Raw genomic sequence first — 18,904 nt, 5'->3', positions numbered from 1 at the left:
GATTTTTTTATATTTTTAGCCCTACAATCAAACTAGAAGAGAATTATATGTTTGAAAACGAAATAAAATTTATAAGTGATTTTACTTTAAATAAAGTAAAAGATCTTGGATCCTTTATAACTGTTGAAAAATTTCTTTCAACTGATATACATCCATCCATAAAAAAATATGTGGAAGGTGAAATTGATTACCTTATTTCTGAAGATCGGAAAAAATTAATTGAAAATTCTCTGTTTGATTATTCAGGGACAGAAATTTCTAATTATTTTACTCTCATCGGGAATGAAATTAAAAAAACAAAAAAGATTTCTTTTGAGGATATAAAAAACATTATACTTCAGGCAGTTTCATTCAATGCCAATTATGTTGTTCGTCCAAAATGGTCGCTCTCAAAATTAATTTTTGGTAACAACAAATCAGTTTCAATTAATGAACTTAATTTGATGTTAAACTATACCTATTATTATGAATATCTGAATAATGTTTTTCTGGCTTATTTATCAAAGAAAAAGATTTTAAATGTTACGGTTACGGAGTTTGAGTTAATTGTAAATAAGATTGATCGCGAACTATTCATGCTTCATCAAAGTAAACTAGTGGATAATGCACTATATGCGATTGCAGATTATTTTAGTGTTGGAGGTCTAAATAAATCTAGTGTTTCTGTCGAATCAGTTGAAAATTTTCTAAAGGAAAAGAACCTTACTGAACTTCTCTTTAAGTTAAAGCGAGCCTACTCTAGTTCATCAAAAAAGAAAGTTGATATTGAAGATATTAGGAAAGTACTTTACTCTACATTAAGTATTGATTCTCCATTTGTTGATGCAGATCATGGAGTTGAAGTAATAGTCAGCGACAAGCATTTTGAAAACCCACTTAAAGATGAGTTTATTGATGAAAAAGAGCTAATAGATACCGAGACAGACATTGAACTAAATCCTGAAATCGATTCAGCAGTGGATGAGAGTCTTCTCGAAACTATAAGTGAATCAAATGAGATTCAAACCCAAGATAATTCTACTGATGTTGTTGGAGAAACTCCTTTAGAGGTTATTGAAGAAGCTTTACCCTTATCCAAACCTGAAAAATCTGAGATTACAAATGATGAGGTTAATCATGTTGAAACTGAATCAAAGGAATCAGATGAAAATTCAGACATACTTGAGATAGACTCGAGCAACTCATTTGAAGACACTGAACTAGTTAGTGAATTAAATGTCGTTCATGATGATGAAACAACTTTAATAAAATCAATTGATGAAGAAGAAGTTCTGGCACATTTAACGGAAGAAATTGAAAAAGACAAATCTGATGAAATTATTATTCTCGATGAAAAGGAGCAGGAAGACCTGCTGAACTTTTACGACAACGAGCTCGAAATATCTATTGATGATGATGTTCCTGTAGTAATAGATAAAAAACCAGAATTTGATGAAAGCATTCCTGAAGATTTGGATGCATTAGAGTTTGAACACGAACTGCCAATTATTGAAGAATTAGAAAATGAGATACCAATAGAAAAATTAGATTTTGAAAAAGATTTACTTGGGGTGGATGACACTCAAGACGAAGATGAAGGGACTGAAAAAACTTCCACCGAAACAATAAATAAAAAACGAGGCGATGATATATTTATTTATCTTTCTAAAAAAGAAATAGATAGAATTATTAAGAACCTTTTTAATTCTGATAGTGAAGATTTTGCAAATACAGTTGAAAAAATGTCTAGGTGTAATACGTATGAAGAAGCCTCAACAATTTTAGAAAATATTTTTAAATATGCTCGTATCAAACCACATAGCCGCGATGCAAGTTCATTATCAAGTGCGGTAGCTAAATTATTTAATGTATAGAAATAATGTTTATTGATTTTGTCAAAATTGAAGTTGGATCAGGTAAAGGCGGCAATGGAGCCGTTGCGTTCCGAAGGGAAAAATTTGTTCCAAAGGGCGGTCCTTCCGGAGGAAATGGCGGCGTTGGTGGAAGTGTAATTTTTGAAACACAACCAAACTTATCAACTCTTTTAGATTTTAGATATAAAAAAAAATTTTTTGCGGGTGACGGAAAACCGGGCGCCACATCATTAAAAGATGGAAAAAATGGTGAGGATATAGTCATAAAAGTTCCAGTTGGAACTATTGTTAAAGATGCCGAAACAGAAGAAGTTTTGTTAGATCTATCCGAAGCAAATAAAAAAGTTGAATTTGCAAAAGGGGGTACAGGTGGAAAGGGGAATAGTAATTTTGCAACTCCAACAAGAAGAACCCCAAGGTTTGCAACAAATGGAAAACCTGGAGAACAACGAAAATTAATTCTTGAGTTAAAGTTAATCGCAGATGTTGGACTAGTTGGATTTCCGAATGCTGGTAAATCTACTCTTATTTCAAAAATATCTGCTGCAAAACCAAAGATTGCTGATTACCCATTTACAACACTTGAACCAAATTTAGGAATTGTTAGATATCGAGATTATCAAAGCTTTACGGTTGCAGATATTCCAGGAATTATTGAAGGTGCTCATGAAGGTAAGGGATTAGGAATTAAATTTTTGCGGCATATTGAAAGAACTAGAATTCTATTATTTCTAATAGATATTACCTCGGAAAACTATCAGAATGATTTTGACACGCTTTATAATGAACTTAAAAAGTACAGCAAAAAACTTGTAGATAAGAAAATAATTGTTTCGTTTTCTAAAGCAGATTTAGTCCCGGAAAAAACTCTTGCAAAGCTGGCTAAAACTAAAATCAAAAAAATCAAAGAACCTCTTTTGATATTTTCATCAGCAACGGGATTTGGCTTAAAATTTTTAGAAGATAAGCTGTGGGAAAGCTTAAATAATGCATAATTAAGTATTTTTTTTGAATTTCAGAGGCAAAGATTTATATTTACAACCTAAATTTTCGGCGGGGTAGCTCAGTAGGTTAGAGCAGTGGAATCATAATCCACGTGTCGGGGGTTCGAATCCCTCCCCCGCTACAATATTAAGGAGAAATAATATGTACACAGTGTTAGTATTGTTAGCAACTATTGTCGCCATAATTCTTGTTGTGATGGTATTATTGCAATCAAGTAAGGGTGGTGGTTTAGCCGGAACTTTTGGTGGTGCAGGTGGAATGGGAACTATGTTTGGTTCCCGTAGAACTGCAGATTTTTTAAGTAAAGGTACTTGGTGGTTAGCCGGTGCTTTGGCTGTTCTTGCTCTGGTAATAAATTTATTCTTTTTACCGGGTCAAACAACAGTAGAACAAAGAAGTGTTATTCAGGAAGGTGGACGAACTAACGTACCCACAGCTCCAACACTTCCACCACAAAATCAAGCGCCAACTGGTAATTAGTTATATTTTAGCTCCGATTAGATTTTTAATATTTTTAATCGGGGCTATTTGTTTTTAAATCCAAAAGTAATTCTACAATTTGATCTTGAACATCTCTATAATATCCCCAACCTCCTCTATTAAACTCAAATATAATGGTAACTATCAAATCTTCGCCATCTTTAGTCGTTAGATAACCTGCTAACCCCGAAACACCATTTAATGATCCCGTTTTTCCTCTAAAGTTATTTTCAGCTTCTGTTCCCATCATTCTTCCTCTTAGAGTTCCATCCACACCGGCAATACTTAAGGAATTAAAAAAATCATCAAAGTGAACCAGATCAAAATACATTTTTTCTAGTATGCCATTAATTGCTAACGGTGTTGCTTGATCAGATCTTGAAATTCCGGATCCATCAACAATCTCAGTCCCCATCCAATAAATATTATTGTCCTTTATAAATTTTAAAATTGCCTGTTGAGAAAAGAATGAATTTCCCTGAAGTTTGGTTGATTCCGCACCAAGAGTTTTAAATAAGCATTCAGCTAAAAAATTATCGCTGTGTTTATTTATCATAGAAATCAGTTCTTTAAGTTGAATTGATTTTTCTGCTAATTGATAAACCTTCAGAGGTGTAACTCCTTTTGAAATTTTTCCTTTTACTTCAATACCAGAAGTTTTTAATTTTTCTAATAACATTCTCGCCGAAAAAAGAGATGGGTCTTTTATATTTTCTGAAATATAACGGTATCTTCTTCTAATTTTTTTTCTAACCGTAGTTCGATTTCGGTCTAATACTAATGCTGAAATTGGAGGAAGTTTTACATTTGCACCTTCACCTTCAATCCAATCTTCGCGAGTATAGATGTCATCAAAATAAGAATCATCTCCAATTACATAACCCGTAATAATCTTAATCCCTCTTTTAGCCAGTTCGTTTACTAGATACTCTAGGTCTGATTCTGTAAAAGTTGAATTGCCAAATCCTTTTAAATAAAGATTCCCATTTATAGTTCCATCTTTAAGGTTGATATCATCTGAGAAAAGTTTTGTAGATAATTTGTGATCACCGCCCAGAATACTAAGTGAAGTTGATGTTGTAAATAATTTTGTAAGCGAAGCCGGAGTCATTGGTTGTGATTCATTAACTGCAAAAATTGTGTCTTGTGTTAGTGGATTGTAAATTAAAACACCGCTAATAGTGTTGGCGGGTAAATTATTAAGAATCTCTTTTATTTTATTTGTGATTTCTTCCTTTGAAGCTGCAAAAACATTATTTAACGTAAACAATAAAATTAATAAAGCAGTTTTTATCATAACTCTCAAAAAAAAATGATATTTTGTCATACGAATTTCATAAATATTGGTGAATCAATTTCGTTTCTATGCAAATATAAACAGAAACCATTCTTCAATTTAACACAAACTTTTTAACTTTTTTATTTATAATTATTTTTTAACAAAAAAGGCTGATCATGGCTAAAATACAGAAGACAGTAAAAGCATATCACGATGAAGAATTTCTGGCATCCTCAGATGCTAGAACTATTAGATTGCTTTCAGAATATCTTGAACCAAAAGCAAGATTTAAAAAACATAAAATTATGGATACTATTGTATTTTTTGGTTCAGCAAGATTAAAATCACGCAAAGAAGCAAATGCAGAACTTACTAAATTTAAAAATGCTAACCCTAAAACAATTACTAATTTTGCTAAGGAATTACGAAGAGCACAGCAACATGTTGAAATGTCTAAATACTACGAAGATGCTGTGGAACTTTCTCGAAAATTAACAGAATGGTCTATGAACCTTGAAACTAAAGCAAATCGATTTATCATCTGCACCGGCGGCGGACCAGGGATAATGGAAGCGGCAAATAGAGGCGCAAAAAAAGCAGGTGGGTATTCTGTGGGATTAAATATCAGCATCCCGTTTGAGCAGTATGTTAATCCTTATGTTACCAAAGAGCTTAGTTTTGAATTTCATTATTTCTTTATGCGCAAATTCTGGTTTTCTTATCTTTCAAAAGCACTTGTCGTTTTTCCAGGTGGATTCGGAACTTTCGATGAACTTTTTGAAATCTTAACGCTTGTCCAAACTGAAAAGATTAGAAAAAAATTAGGAATTGTTATTTACGATGAAAAGTACTGGAAAAGTGTTGTTAATTTTGATGCATTAATTGAACAGGGTGTAATTAACGAAGCCGATTTAAAATTATTTCATTTCTGTAATGATGTTGATACAGCATTTAACGTTATTAGAGAACATCTCGAGAAAAATTTCTTGCGGGAAAAAGAACCTGTTGTAATTGAACCAAGAATTCATATCAAGTAAAAAAAATCCCGCTCAAAAGGCGGGATTTTTTAATTACATTATAATGTTATCAGGACGATGAGCACGTCTAGCGGCTTTTATCTTTTCCATTCTTTTCTTAATAGAGGGCTTTACAAAAAAAGTACGTTTCTTGAATTCTTTAAGAACTCCTGAGCGTTCATATTTTTTCTTAAATCTCCTAAGAGCTTTATCAATGGATTCGTTATCGCCAATTTGAATACCGACCAATTATATCACCTCGCTTTGTTCGTGTTGGTCTGTTTGTTTAATGTAAGATTCAACTAATTTTTTATTTCCAGAATTTTGAAATTCAACTGAAATTGATTTTTGACCGTTGGATAAAATTTCTTTTGAAACCACTTTCCCAAAATCATTCCAGTTTTCGTGAAAGATTGTTTCTCCAATCTCAAAAGATTTAGAAGGCGAGTAAGTAGCACATTTATCGTTTTCAATTCCTTCTAAAGAAACTTTTTGTTTTACAACATCTTCCGCAATATTAATAATCATTGTCTGTTTGCATTTTTTACATTTTGCCCATCGTTTATTATCATCACCGGCAACTTCACCGGTCAATTCCATCTTTCTTATACCATTGCATATGCTGCAATGAGCTTCAACATTTTTTACTTTAGCCATAATTTACCTTTATTACAAGATTGCGAACTTCTAAAATATCAAATCATTGGTGATAATGCAAGAAACCGCTTTTAGTTAGATTTTGAAGGTGGCGTGGTTACTAAAACGGGAATTTTAGAGTACCTAATTACTTTTTCAGCGACACTGCCAAGCAAAGTATGTAAAATTCCTGTTCTTCCGTGGGTAGCTATTACTATTACATCAATCTTTTTTTCTTTAGAATATTTGATAATCTCTTCAAAATCAACACCTTTTCTTATTGCGGGAATAATTTCAGCATCTCGGATTTTCTTAATTTTCTTAACACAATCATCTAATTGTGATTGCGCATCAGCATCTATTGATTGTATTATTTTTTCACGAGATAAATCAAGTGAACGGATTGCAAGAATTGGTGGCGTTTTTTCGAGAACATTTAATACATGAAGATTGGCTTTATATTCATTTGCCAATTCTAGTGCGTATTCTGCAGCAGTTAAAGATGTAGAGCTAAAATCTGTTGGTAAAAGGATGTTTTTGATTTTAAACATTTCTATTTCCTTTTTTAGAGACTACAAAAAACTTCTTCAACTTGTTTTGGATTTGCGTTTGAAACAACTGCGCAAATATTATGATCAACTTTAGTAAATAATGTAACCGAACTATCTGTTACCGAAGAATAGCAATTTCCCTCGTCTAAATATTTTATTAAATCATCCGATAAGGAAATTATTTCGTGACTATTTAAATATGATTCATCAACCTGAAATAAATATGCTAGTTTACCCGCTTTATCAACATAAACATGATGAGCAAATTTTTCGCCTTTATCTTCTGAAACAACTGCTCCAAGCAACTTCCAATCTAAAACATTAGGGACAGAAGTTGAATATTTAACTCCATTCGTACTAAAAAAGTTTTTTATTTCATCTGCACTTTTGCTTACAAACTGAGGAGCTAATTTGCCCTGTAAAATATTGCTAAAATTATTTTGCGCCTGAACAAACATATTTTCTTTTCCAAGCTGTTCAATCGCAAAATCTTTTTGATCAATTGCACCAGGTCTATTTATAACAATTAGAACTATCGCTAAAACAACCACAAATGCTGTTGCAAACGAGAAAGCAGGTTTTTCAAAAAGTTCTGAGAAGAAGGATTTGCGTGCAGATGCAATTTTTGTTTGTGAGCCGATTGATTTTAGAATTTTTGCTTTAACTCTATCCGGGGTTTTTTGAAATACAACTTTTTCCTTAACTAGCTCTTTAACTAAGCTTTGTACTTTAAAGTCTATTGCAAAATCTTTATCAGATTCTATTTTAGAAAAAATTGCTTGCTTTACATTTGCATCAGTTACTTCGCCATCAACTAGGGCAGTTAGCATGTATTTATTAATTTCCATCATTTCTTATCCTTGTTCTTCACATATCCTTTATCACTTGCATATTTATGCAGCTTTGTAAAAAGCATTTTTCTTGCACGATGTAAACGTGATCTAACTGTTCCAACGGGAACATCAACAAAATCTGCAATTTCATCATAAGTATAACCTTCAATATCGCATAGAATTATTACTGTGCGAAAATCTTCAGGTAGAGATGAGATTGCTGTTGACATTTCGTCATCAAGCAAGTTATCATAAATGTCTTTTTCAAGGTGTGCGCTGTCGGTAGATGATGGTTTGATGTTTTCATAAAAATTTTCAATCTCTTCATAATCAACTTTGTCTGGTTCTTTAGTATTTTTTCTATACGTATTAATGAACGTATTTTTCATAATCCTAAACAACCAAGCTTTGCAATTAGTTCCTTTTTCAAATTTATCCCAAAAGCGAAAAGCTTTTAAATATGTTTCTTGGATTAAATCACTTGCATCGTCGCTATCGCCAGTCATTTTAACAGCATAGTTGTACAAAGCATCCATATGCGGTACAGCTTCGCGTTCAAACTCCTGGTTTAACTTTTGTTCATCTGAATTGAATATTGCGAAAAGAAAAGCTAACATAAATCCCTTTTTAAGAAATTAAGCTTTATTTTTTTTGTAATTATAGTTATTAAACAAGAATAATCAAAGATTTATCTAATTATGATCCCGTTTCCTTCAAATTTTCTGTTCTTCTCAATTTTCTGCAAGAAGCCATTTATAATTATGTAGGCGATTTTATTATCTTTTTTTAAGATAAAATTTGCCGGTTCGCCAATATTTATTGTTGTATCTATTTTACTTTTTAATGCAAGATTAATTGGAAACTTAGAATATCTTTCTTCGGGCAACTTTTTTACAAGAACAGTCGAAAATCCCTTTGAGTATAGATTTATAAAATCGTATTCTTGCAAATCTTTTAATGCTAATACTTTTTTATCATAAACAGATGCTTGCTCAATAGTGTAACCTGTAAAATCGTAATCGTTGTAACCATAATAAGTGGATAAATCACCAAGATCTTCTACACGTGATTTACAGTAAATAGTTTTTTCATTTGGAACTTCAAACTCATCTAAATTAATTCCAACATCTATTTTGATTTTTTGTTTTCCGCTTTTAAATGTTAGGTTTCTTAAAATCAAATCGAAAATATATTTATCATTAAACGGAATTGATTCATAAACATCAGCGCTGGTATTTTTATAACTTTCTTCGGCAATAGATTTGAAAGCAGAAAGAAGTGCTATATAATTGATTTTTCTAATGAACTGTTTTTCAGGATCATCCTTCCAGCCCCCAGATTCAATAAGAATTGTACTCGTTCCCCATTTTTGAAAATTATCGCCAAAAGCGCGTGGCTCATATTCATCAGAATATTTTGCGATGTGACCGGGAATAAATTGTGAAAGTGAATTGAACATATTCCCAATCAACTGAACTGCTTTGTTGCGAACGTTGTTAATATCCTTATCGTAATTGTAAGCGGGCGCGAGAAAACTTATTGTCGCTGTTCTAAAACTATTTCCAACAGAATATAGGTGGCTTTGATCGTGAAGATTAAATCCAAAATCTGCTTTTAAACTATCAAAAACACTTTTTAGAATTATTGCTTCGGGACATTGCAAACGAGAAGCATCACGATTTAAATCAATGTCATAAAAATTTCTGCGTTTAAATCTTTCCGCACCATCGGGATTTACCATTGGTAAAAAGTACAATGTAACTCTTTCAAAAAGTACGTTACAAAAATCTTTGTTTTCCGGAGCATTTATAAAATTTAAAATATCAAACAAGGCGGCAGTTGCAGTCGGTTCATTACCGTGCATTTGAGACCACATAAAAATTTTGGTTTGGCCTTTTCCAATAGTAATTAAATTTAACTCTCTGCCTTCAACGGATTTACCTACAACTTTAACTTTAAGTCCATCCTTGCTTTTCAGTTTTTTAATTATCGGATTTATATCCGAATGTTTAAATCGTCTGTGAGTTAAACTGGATTCCTTGTATCGATCATAAGATTGATATAGGTGCTGTTCAAAATCATAATTCTGTGCCATAATGGTTTCTGAGATTATTATTGTAAGGATTAGAAGAAGTGTTTTCATTTTTTGATATTTTTGTTCAGTTAACTAAAAGATTATTTAACTAAAGGAAAATTACCATGTCTGCTAACAAATTGAAAATTGATTCTGTGATTCCAAGCTTTTCTTTAATCGGGGTTGATAACAAAAATTATAGTTTAAATGGATTTTCTGATAAGAAAATTTTAATTGTAATTTTTAGCTGTAATCATTGTCCTTATGTTCAAGCTTACGAAGAACGAATTATTAATTTGCAAAATGAGTTTGAAAAAAATGGAGTTCAGATCATAGCTATAAATTCTAATGATGATTTAAAATATCCGGATGATTCATTTGAGGAAATGAAAAAAAGGGCAGCGTTAAAAAAATTTAATTTTCCTTATTTAAGAGATGAAACACAAGAAGTTGCAAAAGCATTTGGCGCAACACACACACCACAGATATTTCTGTTTGATAAAAAACGAAAATTAAAATATGAAGGTAAAATTGATGACAACTGGCACGAACCAGAAAAAGTAAATTCCCATTATCTAAAAGATGCAATTGTGGAAGTGTTAAATGAAAATGAAGTTTCAGTACCAGAAACTTTTTCTATTGGCTGTACTATTAAGTGGAAGTGAAATATTATTTATATATGTATTTGAAATGAAATAGAATGTAGTAGATTTAAATAAGGAATTTAGTTATTTGTAGAATCTAGTTAGTTGTTAGTTTTATAATCAAATTGAAGGGACATTTGAATTATGAAATCCTTTCGAATTAGTATCGTAATAATTTTCTTACTTCTTCCAATATTAATCATCTCTCAAGGATGTAAGTCAAATTCCACAGAACCATCAGATTCAGACACTACTCACTATGTTATCAAACCACAACACGATATACCTTGGGCAACATTAGGTCAAACAGCTTGGCCCAAAGCTTTGCACGATGCGCAATGCACTGGAAGAAGTTCGTTTAATGGACCTGCAAACGGGCGTCTAAAAAGCACAATCCTTTTAGGTGCGTTTCAAACTGATCCGGTGATGGGACAGGACAGTATTTTTTATATTGTGGCAGATTCCAGCCTGTTAGCATATTCACTAAATGGAACACTTATCTGGAAATCGTTTATAGGAGTTTTCGCAGGTGGTGCAATGAATTATTCGCCACCAATAATTACCGGAAATGAAATTATTCTGGTTGGAACAAACAACGGCATTTCAGCATTCAATAAAAACGGAACAATTCTATGGCAAACGCAACTTAATGGCGGTGTTCTGCTCAAGTCTTGCGCTATTGGTCTAGATGGAAATATTTATACAATTTCGAGTGCCGGAACATTATACGCTATAAATCAATCAGGAAATATTATTTGGCAGCGCAACGCACCGGAGGGATACTTCATTTGGGGTGAAATGATAACTATTTGTTTTTCACCAGATGGAAGTAGTTTTTATGTTGGAGGAAGTAATGCAGAACAATCTCTTTATGCTTTAAATACTAATGGGGACATACTTAGATCTGATTCAATCGGTGGAAAACAAATGGGCGCAATTAGTGTTGATGTAGATGGGAATGTTTATTCTTACTTCGATCAAGATCTTGTGTCTATTTCTCCAACCGGGAAAGTGCGTTGGCGAGTTCCAAGTGCAGGCTCAAATTGGAATGTAGTAATTGACCCCAATGGAAACATTGCATATTTATCAAAAGGTAAACTTATTTTGGTGGATAACGATGGTAATGAACGTTGGAGTGTTCCTGTTGGTCAGGCTGATTATTGGACTCACCTTGTTTGTGATGCTCAAGGAACTATTTATGTTGAAACATCGGATGATGGAATTACCTATAACGTTCAAGCAATTACTAAATCAGGAAGTGTGCTTTGGACATTACCGCTAGCAGCTCATTCTAAAGAAGGAGGGCCTAGCCTAACACAAGAAGGATATCTTTTGTTTCCACATGTTGGAATTCCGCCACCAAGAGGAATGTATGTTATAGAATGAAGAAATTGTACTTTTTCTATTGGCTGTGCGATCAAATGGAAGTGATGATAAAAATATTTTTAAATTTGTAGGGATCGAACTCCTATCCGATCCGATTTAAAAGCAAAGGGCACGGAACGAACGGGAGTTCGTATCCTACAAGCACATTTCCTTGACTGTCACGATGCGACCGTGACAGCAGATGAAAAATGTAAACTACTTTAACGCAGTATTATCATTTTACGAGATACGCTGCTGTTATTTGAGCTTATGCGATAAATATAAATTCCGCTTGCAAGACCAAATGAGTTAAATCTTATTCTATAGGTTCCTACATCTTTCACTTCATCTAAAAGTGTTCGGACTTCTCTTCCAAGTATATCAAATATCTTTATGGAAATATGTTCTTGTTGTGGAATTCCAAATATTATTGTAGTCTCCGGATTAAATGGATTAGGAAAATTTTGATACAATACCAGTTTATCTGGAACAATTTCACTTTCAACTATATCGGGTAAATTAGTAGTATCAACATAGTCAATCTTATATGGTGTTGTACCGTAAGCAAGGGTATCATAATGCAGCGATCTTAACAGCATTGCTTTTTCCCGCATTATCTTAATACTCTCAAAACGATTATTGCCCAATGCCGGTGTAAGTGCAATCATTATCCACTGTGTATCATTAACCGCAAGATTAAATGGTCCCGTAAACATTACAAATCCAGCACCACCACCTGTAGAATTTTCAGGATATATCCACCCTTGATTAGTAATCGGATCACCACTCAGTTGAAATTTTGTAACCTGTCCATTAGAAGGATCAACATTCGGCAGACCATCACTTTGCAATCCATTTGCCATGTTCCATGCATCGTTAATTGAGCTAGCCATATTGAATGGTAGATAGTTTGATTGGTCATCGTTAATACCGTGGAAAGCTGTGAGAGGCAGATTTTTGTGATCAGGTAAAGATCTTCCATTAAATACCGAATTCTGTCCCGCTGAAGGAACAGATGGGCCATATACCAGTGTAAATCCTACAGCAGCGGGTGCTCTCTGAGGAGGTAAATTGTAAAATGTGTCGCTAAGAGCCCAGCAGTAACCAACCTGAGCAACGGTATCAATTGCAGGAGGATTCAAATGTGCTATATAAAAATCAATATCATTCCAAAAACCAAAGAATGCAGAATCAATATTTGAGTTACCTTTATTGATAATTAAATATTCAAAGAAAATCGTATTTGAAAAAATATCTTCATTATCTTTTTTATTACCTGCTCTAGCAAATGCTAATTGTTGAATTTCTATAGGAAGTAAATGCAAGTAATTGTTTGGCTGGAACCATTGCCAATAATTTAGAGTTGTTGAGTCCGCTGCATTAAAGTCTGTCCATAAAGTTTGATCGCCCTTTATTAATGGGTTTCCATTATTATCAACCGGAGCTCCCAAGTCAATTGGCCAGTTATTATAATCCGGATTATTTTGATCATCACCTTTATTAATTTTATAAACTGTATATCTTGCTGAATCTAAAGGATTATAGAGCATAGCAGGTTGCCCGTTAATAATAGGACCGGGAGAAAAATGTGTATTCCATTCAGTAACACTTGCGTGCTTTTCTCCATTTATTTTTCCAAGCATCCACAAGCCTTGTGCATATACTATACTTGTACCGTTAAGGTCTGAACCAGTCAAATAATCCCTGAATCTTAATTGATCCCAGGTTGTTATATTTGGATCAAAACCCAATGTCCCTAAGTTACTTAGTGAAGATTTTATTTGGTTAATATCGATTTGTTTTATGTCTCTATGCCGAGAGTGTGATTGGCTAAAGGATGATGAGGTGAATAAAAGAAAGACAAGCGCACATATTATATTTTTCATTATTCCCCTTCAAAGTCTGTCACGGTTGAACCGTGACAATTAAATAAATTTTAGTTTAATTATTATCTAATACATTAAGCCTAAATTAAGTGTAATAAAAAATCCTTGTATTTCTGTTTTCTCACGACCGTAAAGGCTTTCAACTCCACCATTAAGAAGTTTAGAATAATAATATCTAAAAGTGATTCCCACCAAACTTGACTTATCCAATCCAAAATTAGCCCCTAAACCAACATATCCGCCAACCGCGTATTTGGCTTGTGCTTTGCCAAACGAGTTAAAAAATTCTAATTCGTAAGGAGTTGTTACAAGTAGTGTTGGCCCAGCACCTGCACAAAGGAAAGGTCTTAAATTATCAGAAACAATATTTTCAAAAAGTCTGTATTGTAAACCAAAGTTTAGAGGTACTTGAAAAATTCTGTTCTTTTTAGATGCAACATAAAACGTTCCCTGATATGGATCGTAATACTCAAACTCACGATCATCCTTAGTTTCTGAAAATGAAAGATCAGCAAAGGCTGTGAATTTTACATCTATTTGTTTTCTAAAAAAAGTGCCTAGTCCAAAGCCTGCATCGCCAAACATAATATCCATTCCCCATGTGTTAGGCGGAAATTCTTCCGGAGGTTTTGGTGGCGCAAGTTCACCTATGCCCTGTGAGTATATATTTGCAATTGGTGCTACAACAAGAAATAAACAAACAATTGCTAAATATTTTATTTTAAATCGTCTCATCTTTTGGGATTTCATTTCTTTAGACATTTTAATCTTCTTATTTTTCTATCATTAAAATAATTATTGCTGCTTTAATATCAATGTATTTTTTCATCTATCAAAGTAATTAATGAAATCTGATAAAGCTGAATTTTGGGAAGAATCATACAAAAATGGAATAGTTGGCTGGAATTTGAAATCAGCAACTCCAACTTTTGTTGATTTATTAGATCATAAACTACTAAAGGATAAAAAAACATTGCTGGTTCTTGGTTGCGGTTATGGTTACGATGCAATTGCAGCCGCAAAGTTTGGTTTTGATGTAACTGCAAATGATTTTTCCGAAACAGCTATTAAGTTTGCAAAGGATTTAGCACGGAAAGAAAGCGTAAAGATAAATTTTTTATTGGATGATTTATTTTCAATTGATGAGAATCAAAAGTTTGACATTGTTTATGATTATGTAACTTATTGCGCAGTCAATCCACAACGAAGAAAAGAATACGCGGATAAAGTTGCTTCGTTAATAAATAAAAACGGAATATTTGCAATTATTCTTTTTCCGATAGAAGATAGAATTGGAGGACCACCATTTGCAGTTGATGTAGATGAAGTGGAAAAGTTATTCGGTGCTAGACTTGAACTAGTTTTATCAACAGATAAAATAAAAACGATTAACCCGCGCAAAGGCAGAGAACTATTGCAGATTTACAGAAAAATTAAATGAGCAGCAGCTAGTCATTGCAATTGACTTTTAGGGAACAGTCATTTCGAAGGAGTCTTAGACTGAGAAATCTGTTAGGTAGTATTGTAGAAGGTTTCTCACCCGATGAATCGGGTTCGAAATGACAACAGAAATTAAGAATAAATATTAAATCTATTATCTAAAAAAAATAAAAAGAATTAAATGGCAAAGAATTTAGAAATAAAAGTAAAACTTTCATCTCACAAAGAAATGAAATCTATTCTCATGAAGAATAAAATTCGATTTGAAGAGTTATTGATTCAAAAAGATATTTATTACAAAGTTGATAGAGGAATATTAAAACTCCGGATTGAAAATGATAAACAGACATTAATTTTTTATGATAGAAATGAAAAATCAAAAAAACGCTGGTCCGATTATCATCTTTTGGAAATTGATAAATCTGATTGCAATAAATACTTAAAAAGATTTTTAGATGTTCTTGTTATCGTAAACAAGAAAAGAGAATTGTACCTTTACAACAATACGAGAATCCATTTAGACTATGTAAGCGGATTGGGTTACTTTTTAGAATTAGAAACAAGAGTTTTGAGTGGATTAAAAGATGCTGAAAAAAGATTTGATGAAATGATGAGCTTGTTAAAACTTGGTGGTAAAAAAGAAATTAGAACTTCGTATAAAGACTTACTTTTAACTAAAAATAAAAAATGATTTTATCTAAAAATAAAATTACTAGCATTGATATCGATAGTTTGATAAATGATTATATCGAGCAAGACAAACTTGGTGAGTTATTAATCATCGTTCCAACTAATCGAAAGATTAGATATCTAAAAAGAGAATTGGTGACTCGCTCACCGGGTAAATCTTTATCGAAAATTAATCTTCACACGTTTGAAACATTTACAACGCAGATTTTTCAATCAAATGGTATTGACCAATTTAAAACACTTAGCGAAGCTTCGTCTGCTGTTTTACTGAGCAAAGCATTTAAGAAGACTGAATTAAAATATTTTTCAAACTATAAAAACGAAGTACCGCGAGGAACTTTAGAAAAAATTAAGAATGTAATCACGCAGTACAAGTTAAATGGAATTTTACCCGCACAAATTAATTCTGAATCAGAAAAACTTGAAGGCTCAGAAAAATTAAAAGCAATAGATATCGCGAATGTATATGAGAACTATTTACGATTTTGCAAAGACTTAAATGTTTACGAAACGGGCGATATTTATTCTGAAGTTCTTTTGCTTGAAAAAAAAGATTTTGAAGCTCGATTTAGCAAAACATTTAGTGGAGTTAATAAAATATTAATAAATGGATTCGATGAATTCACACAACCGGAAATTAATATAATAAATTACACTGCTGATATTGCGGGGATAGAGATGTTCGTGATTTTTGATTACTATCGATACAACCCGGCATTGTTTTCACATCTAGATAAATGTTATGAAATGTTTAAAGCAAAGGGATTTAAAGAAGTTGAAGACACATCAAAAGAACAATTTAATGATTATCAAAAAAGAATACGTGAAAAATTATTTTTATTGAATGAAGACGATTTTCAAAAAACAAGTAAAATTAAAACCATAAAAATAGTCACGCAATCTCCTGAAGAAGAAATAAGACTAATCGCCAAAGAAATAAAATCACTTATTACAAAAAACAAGGTTGATGTTGATTCTATAACAGTTGCGTTTAATCTGATTTCAGAGCATTCATCAATTATTCGTGATGTTTTTAACGAATACGGAATCCCATTTAACCTAACTGATAGATTTGCGCTCAATGAATCTCAACCTGTTATTGCATTAATAAATTTTTTGGAAATTTTAGAAAACAATTTTTACTATAAAAATATTTTTCGTGCATTAACAGGAAGATGGATAATGCTTGATGGGCTTAATCTGTCAAATCTACTTCGCGTTTCTTCAAATCTTAAAATAGTTTCCGGATATCGAAACTGGATTGATTCAATCAGCAGAACAATTGATGAAATCAATTATGATAATGATGATGAAGAGAATCGCTATTTTCCTGTTGGTTTTTACGAAAAAGCAATCGAAGATATAAAATTAATATTTGAAATGTTAAAACCTTTCAGGGAAAAGAAAACAATTTATGAGTTTAAGCATGAGTTAAGAAAACTTATTTACAATCTAAATTTAGCGACTCGGATAATCAATGATCACGAACAGTATATCGAAAAAAATGTTAAAGCGATTACAGTGTTCCTTGAAATCCTTGATGAACTATTTGATTTACTAGTTGTCGAAAATGGCACTGATAAAAAATTTCCTTTAGGTTCTTTCTTATCCCAAATTAAAACTGCACTGCAGTTTACCCGCTACAATATTAAAGAAAGACATGCAAGCGGAGTTCTCGTAACATCGGTCAATGAAATACGCGGATTAAACTTTGATTATGTTTTTATCGGTGGTTTAGTTGATGGCGAATTCCCAACACGTTACCAACCAGAAATATTTGTTTCCGGTTCCTACCGAAAGGACGAGTATAGGCATATTTTAGAAGACAGATATCACTTTTATCAAACATTATGCAGTGTAAAAAAAACATTGTATTTGTCTTATGCTTTAACAAATGAGAAAAAAGAATTCACACCTTCTACATTTGTGACTGATTGGTTAAGACTATTTGGTGTAAAGGAAAAATCAAACAAGGATTATTCTTCACTTGTGTATAGCAAGTTTGAATTAATGAAATATGCAGCCACTTTAGAATCTGCAAATGATAAGGATGAATTTGAAAAAACTGGTATTGATTTTGAAAAATATAAAAGTGATTTGAGTATTGATAAACTTAGATTGGAAAATCCTTTCGGTGTAACTGAATACACCGGAAACATCTCGAATGATTTATCGGAGGAAGCCAAAATCAAACTTGCAGATCAAAAAGAAAAACAATACTCGGCATCACAGCTTGAGGAATATGCCAAATGTCCGTTTCAGTATTTTTTAAAAAGAATTTTACAGATTGAAACAATTGAAGAGCCAAGTGAAGAATTGGAATCATTTGAGCTTGGCAGCATAATTCATTCAATTCTGTATGAATTTTACAAAGCAATAACGGGTAAACAAATTGTTATTTCAAATTGTGATGATGAAACATTTCAACAAATAGAAAAGATTATTTTTGGTATTGCTGAACAGAAAGTTGAAAAATTAAGACTTAACTCCACACTTATTTTTTTTGAAAGAGAAAAAATTCTTGGAATTGCTGGGAATCGTAAACATTCCATCTTATATAAATTTCTTGTTGAGGAAAGAAACAATTCTGAAGGGTATAAGCCTGAATACTTTGAAATGGAATTTGGGCAATTTAAAAATCAAAAAGAAAAAGATACTGGTGAAATGCATGTTGGTAATGTAAAGGTTAGAGGAAAAATTGATAGAGCTGATGTTAAACAAGATGAAAGCACTTATAAAATTATTGATTACAAACTGAGTGGTAAGCGACCTACTAAAAAAGAACTTGAGTCAGGATTATCACTTCAACTACCGCTATATATTTATGCTTCTAAAAAATTAATTGAAGCTGAGTTGAATAGAAAATTTGATCCGGCTGCTGCAATTATTTATTCTCTAAAACTAAGTACTAAAGATTTTGGCGAAAAGAAAATTCATCTTAGCACTTCAAGAAATCCAGGTGAAGATGAATTATTAAAATCCAACGAAGAGTTAATTAATATTTGCAATCAATATATTCCGTTGTATGTGGATAAAATTGTAAATGGAAAGTTCAACCTTTCTACGCTTGAAGATAGAGAAAATAAAGTGTGTCGTTTCTGCGATTTTAAATCAATTTGCAGAATACAAGAAGCAAATTAACAACCAATTTT

General features: G+C 32.3%; 18 protein-coding genes and 1 tRNA gene. 10 read left to right on the top strand and 9 right to left on the bottom strand.

Annotation, left to right across the window (positions count from 1 at the left end; translation table 11 throughout):
* Positions 1-47: 47 nt before the first annotated feature.
* From IPJ23_01145 to secG, 4 genes are all read left to right on the top strand, one after another.
* The gene (locus IPJ23_01145; GenBank protein ID MBK7629338.1) at positions 48-1,853 is read left to right on the top strand and encodes a hypothetical protein; all 1,806 of its coding nucleotides are present in this window, start codon (positions 48-50) and stop codon (positions 1,851-1,853) included.
* 5 nt (positions 1,854-1,858) lie between these two features.
* The gene (obgE, locus tag IPJ23_01140) at positions 1,859-2,848 is read left to right on the top strand and encodes a GTPase ObgE (protein MBK7629337.1); all 990 of its coding nucleotides are present in this window, start codon (positions 1,859-1,861) and stop codon (positions 2,846-2,848) included.
* A gap of 57 nt (positions 2,849-2,905) precedes the next feature.
* Positions 2,906-2,979 (top strand) — tRNA-Met (locus IPJ23_01135).
* 20 nt (positions 2,980-2,999) lie between these two features.
* On the top strand, positions 3,000-3,338 hold the full coding sequence (gene secG / locus IPJ23_01130) for a preprotein translocase subunit SecG (protein ID MBK7629336.1): 339 nt from the start codon (positions 3,000-3,002) through the stop codon (positions 3,336-3,338).
* Positions 3,339-3,372: 34 nt separating this feature from the next.
* Here the strand turns inward: secG and dacB are convergent, their stop codons facing one another.
* Positions 3,373-4,635 (bottom strand): D-alanyl-D-alanine carboxypeptidase/D-alanyl-D-alanine-endopeptidase, encoded by a 1,263-nt coding sequence (dacB, locus tag IPJ23_01125; GenBank protein MBK7629335.1) that lies wholly within the window; start codon positions 4,633-4,635, stop codon positions 3,373-3,375.
* A gap of 158 nt (positions 4,636-4,793) precedes the next feature.
* Here dacB and IPJ23_01120 point away from each other — a divergent pair, with 158 nt between their 5' ends.
* Entirely contained in the window at positions 4,794-5,654 is an 861-nt protein-coding gene (locus tag IPJ23_01120; GenBank protein MBK7629334.1) for a TIGR00730 family Rossman fold protein, read from the top strand.
* A gap of 33 nt (positions 5,655-5,687) precedes the next feature.
* On the opposite strand, the gene rpsU is transcribed toward IPJ23_01120, so the two are convergent.
* The 6 genes from rpsU to IPJ23_01090 form a co-directional block, all read right to left on the bottom strand.
* Positions 5,688-5,882: a 30S ribosomal protein S21 gene (rpsU, locus tag IPJ23_01115; protein ID MBK7629333.1), complete on the bottom strand. Its 195-nt coding sequence runs from the start codon at positions 5,880-5,882 to the stop codon at positions 5,688-5,690.
* Positions 5,883-6,290, bottom strand: coding sequence for a hypothetical protein (locus IPJ23_01110; protein ID MBK7629332.1), 408 nt, complete (start codon positions 6,288-6,290; stop codon positions 5,883-5,885).
* A 71-nt stretch (positions 6,291-6,361) separates the two neighbouring features.
* Positions 6,362-6,820: a universal stress protein gene (locus IPJ23_01105; GenBank protein ID MBK7629331.1), complete on the bottom strand. Its 459-nt coding sequence runs from the start codon at positions 6,818-6,820 to the stop codon at positions 6,362-6,364.
* A gap of 14 nt (positions 6,821-6,834) precedes the next feature.
* The gene (locus tag IPJ23_01100) at positions 6,835-7,668 is read right to left on the bottom strand and encodes a hypothetical protein (GenBank protein ID MBK7629330.1); all 834 of its coding nucleotides are present in this window, start codon (positions 7,666-7,668) and stop codon (positions 6,835-6,837) included.
* A complete protein-coding gene (locus IPJ23_01095) occupies positions 7,668-8,270 on the bottom strand; it encodes a sigma-70 family RNA polymerase sigma factor (protein MBK7629329.1) in 603 nt (200 codons plus the stop codon). Before IPJ23_01095 ends, IPJ23_01100 begins: the two co-directional genes overlap by 1 nt.
* Positions 8,271-8,341: 71 nt before the next feature.
* Positions 8,342-9,796: a peptidase M14 gene (locus IPJ23_01090; protein MBK7629328.1), complete on the bottom strand. Its 1,455-nt coding sequence runs from the start codon at positions 9,794-9,796 to the stop codon at positions 8,342-8,344.
* Between the two features lie 56 nt (positions 9,797-9,852).
* On the opposite strand from IPJ23_01090, the gene IPJ23_01085 reads away from it, so the two are divergent.
* Both IPJ23_01085 and IPJ23_01080 read left to right on the top strand, forming a co-directional pair.
* Positions 9,853-10,392 (top strand): thioredoxin family protein, encoded by a 540-nt coding sequence (locus tag IPJ23_01085; GenBank protein ID MBK7629327.1) that lies wholly within the window; start codon positions 9,853-9,855, stop codon positions 10,390-10,392.
* A gap of 123 nt (positions 10,393-10,515) precedes the next feature.
* Entirely contained in the window at positions 10,516-11,757 is a 1,242-nt protein-coding gene (locus tag IPJ23_01080) for a PQQ-like beta-propeller repeat protein (GenBank protein ID MBK7629326.1), read from the top strand.
* A gap of 200 nt (positions 11,758-11,957) precedes the next feature.
* Here IPJ23_01080 and IPJ23_01075 read toward each other — a convergent pair whose 3' ends face one another.
* Both IPJ23_01075 and IPJ23_01070 read right to left on the bottom strand, forming a co-directional pair.
* Positions 11,958-13,622: a T9SS type A sorting domain-containing protein gene (locus IPJ23_01075; protein MBK7629325.1), complete on the bottom strand. Its 1,665-nt coding sequence runs from the start codon at positions 13,620-13,622 to the stop codon at positions 11,958-11,960.
* 66 nt (positions 13,623-13,688) lie between these two features.
* Complete coding sequence (locus IPJ23_01070; protein ID MBK7629324.1) at positions 13,689-14,357, bottom strand: hypothetical protein; 669 nt, start codon at positions 14,355-14,357, stop codon at positions 13,689-13,691.
* 109 nt (positions 14,358-14,466) lie between these two features.
* Between IPJ23_01070 and IPJ23_01065 the strand changes: the two genes are divergently transcribed.
* The 3 genes from IPJ23_01065 (at position 14,467) to IPJ23_01055 (ending at position 18,893) form a co-directional block, all read left to right on the top strand.
* Complete coding sequence (locus tag IPJ23_01065; GenBank protein MBK7629323.1) at positions 14,467-15,063, top strand: methyltransferase domain-containing protein; 597 nt, start codon at positions 14,467-14,469, stop codon at positions 15,061-15,063.
* A gap of 180 nt (positions 15,064-15,243) precedes the next feature.
* Complete coding sequence (locus IPJ23_01060; GenBank protein MBK7629322.1) at positions 15,244-15,753, top strand: class IV adenylate cyclase; 510 nt, start codon at positions 15,244-15,246, stop codon at positions 15,751-15,753.
* Complete coding sequence (locus tag IPJ23_01055) at positions 15,750-18,893, top strand: exodeoxyribonuclease V subunit gamma (protein ID MBK7629321.1); 3,144 nt, start codon at positions 15,750-15,752, stop codon at positions 18,891-18,893. The genes IPJ23_01060 and IPJ23_01055 overlap by 4 nt, the downstream gene beginning before the upstream one ends.
* Positions 18,894-18,904 lie beyond the last annotated feature (11 nt).

The organism is Ignavibacteriales bacterium (assembly GCA_016709765.1).
Lineage (GTDB): Bacteria > Bacteroidota > Ignavibacteria > Ignavibacteriales > Ignavibacteriaceae > IGN3.
The sequence above is the reverse complement of the archived record's forward strand: the minus strand, read 5'-3'. Positions and strand labels throughout refer to the sequence as shown.

Excerpts from the sequence above, each read along its gene's own strand:
- IPJ23_01145 (MBK7629338.1), top strand. The coding sequence starts at position 48 with ATGTTTGAAAACGAAATAAAATTTATAAGTGATTTTACTTTAAATAAA.
- IPJ23_01065 (MBK7629323.1), top strand. The coding sequence starts at position 14,467 with ATGAAATCTGATAAAGCTGAATTTTGGGAAGAATCATACAAAAATGGA.
- IPJ23_01085 (MBK7629327.1), top strand. The coding sequence starts at position 9,853 with ATGTCTGCTAACAAATTGAAAATTGATTCTGTGATTCCAAGCTTTTCT.
- dacB (MBK7629335.1), bottom strand. The coding sequence starts at position 4,635 with ATGATAAAAACTGCTTTATTAATTTTATTGTTTACGTTAAATAATGTT.
- IPJ23_01090 (MBK7629328.1), bottom strand. The coding sequence starts at position 9,796 with ATGAAAACACTTCTTCTAATCCTTACAATAATAATCTCAGAAACCATT.
- IPJ23_01055 (MBK7629321.1), top strand. The coding sequence starts at position 15,750 with ATGATTTTATCTAAAAATAAAATTACTAGCATTGATATCGATAGTTTG.
- IPJ23_01095 (MBK7629329.1), bottom strand. The coding sequence starts at position 8,270 with ATGTTAGCTTTTCTTTTCGCAATATTCAATTCAGATGAACAAAAGTTA.
- IPJ23_01120 (MBK7629334.1), top strand. The coding sequence starts at position 4,794 with ATGGCTAAAATACAGAAGACAGTAAAAGCATATCACGATGAAGAATTT.
- IPJ23_01070 (MBK7629324.1), bottom strand. The coding sequence starts at position 14,357 with ATGAGACGATTTAAAATAAAATATTTAGCAATTGTTTGTTTATTTCTT.
- IPJ23_01075 (MBK7629325.1), bottom strand. The coding sequence starts at position 13,622 with ATGAAAAATATAATATGTGCGCTTGTCTTTCTTTTATTCACCTCATCA.
- IPJ23_01080 (MBK7629326.1), top strand. The coding sequence starts at position 10,516 with ATGAAATCCTTTCGAATTAGTATCGTAATAATTTTCTTACTTCTTCCA.
- IPJ23_01060 (MBK7629322.1), top strand. The coding sequence starts at position 15,244 with ATGGCAAAGAATTTAGAAATAAAAGTAAAACTTTCATCTCACAAAGAA.
- IPJ23_01105 (MBK7629331.1), bottom strand. The coding sequence starts at position 6,820 with ATGTTTAAAATCAAAAACATCCTTTTACCAACAGATTTTAGCTCTACA.
- IPJ23_01100 (MBK7629330.1), bottom strand. The coding sequence starts at position 7,668 with ATGGAAATTAATAAATACATGCTAACTGCCCTAGTTGATGGCGAAGTA.
- IPJ23_01110 (MBK7629332.1), bottom strand. The coding sequence starts at position 6,290 with ATGGCTAAAGTAAAAAATGTTGAAGCTCATTGCAGCATATGCAATGGT.
- secG (MBK7629336.1), top strand. The coding sequence starts at position 3,000 with ATGTACACAGTGTTAGTATTGTTAGCAACTATTGTCGCCATAATTCTT.
- obgE (MBK7629337.1), top strand. The coding sequence starts at position 1,859 with ATGTTTATTGATTTTGTCAAAATTGAAGTTGGATCAGGTAAAGGCGGC.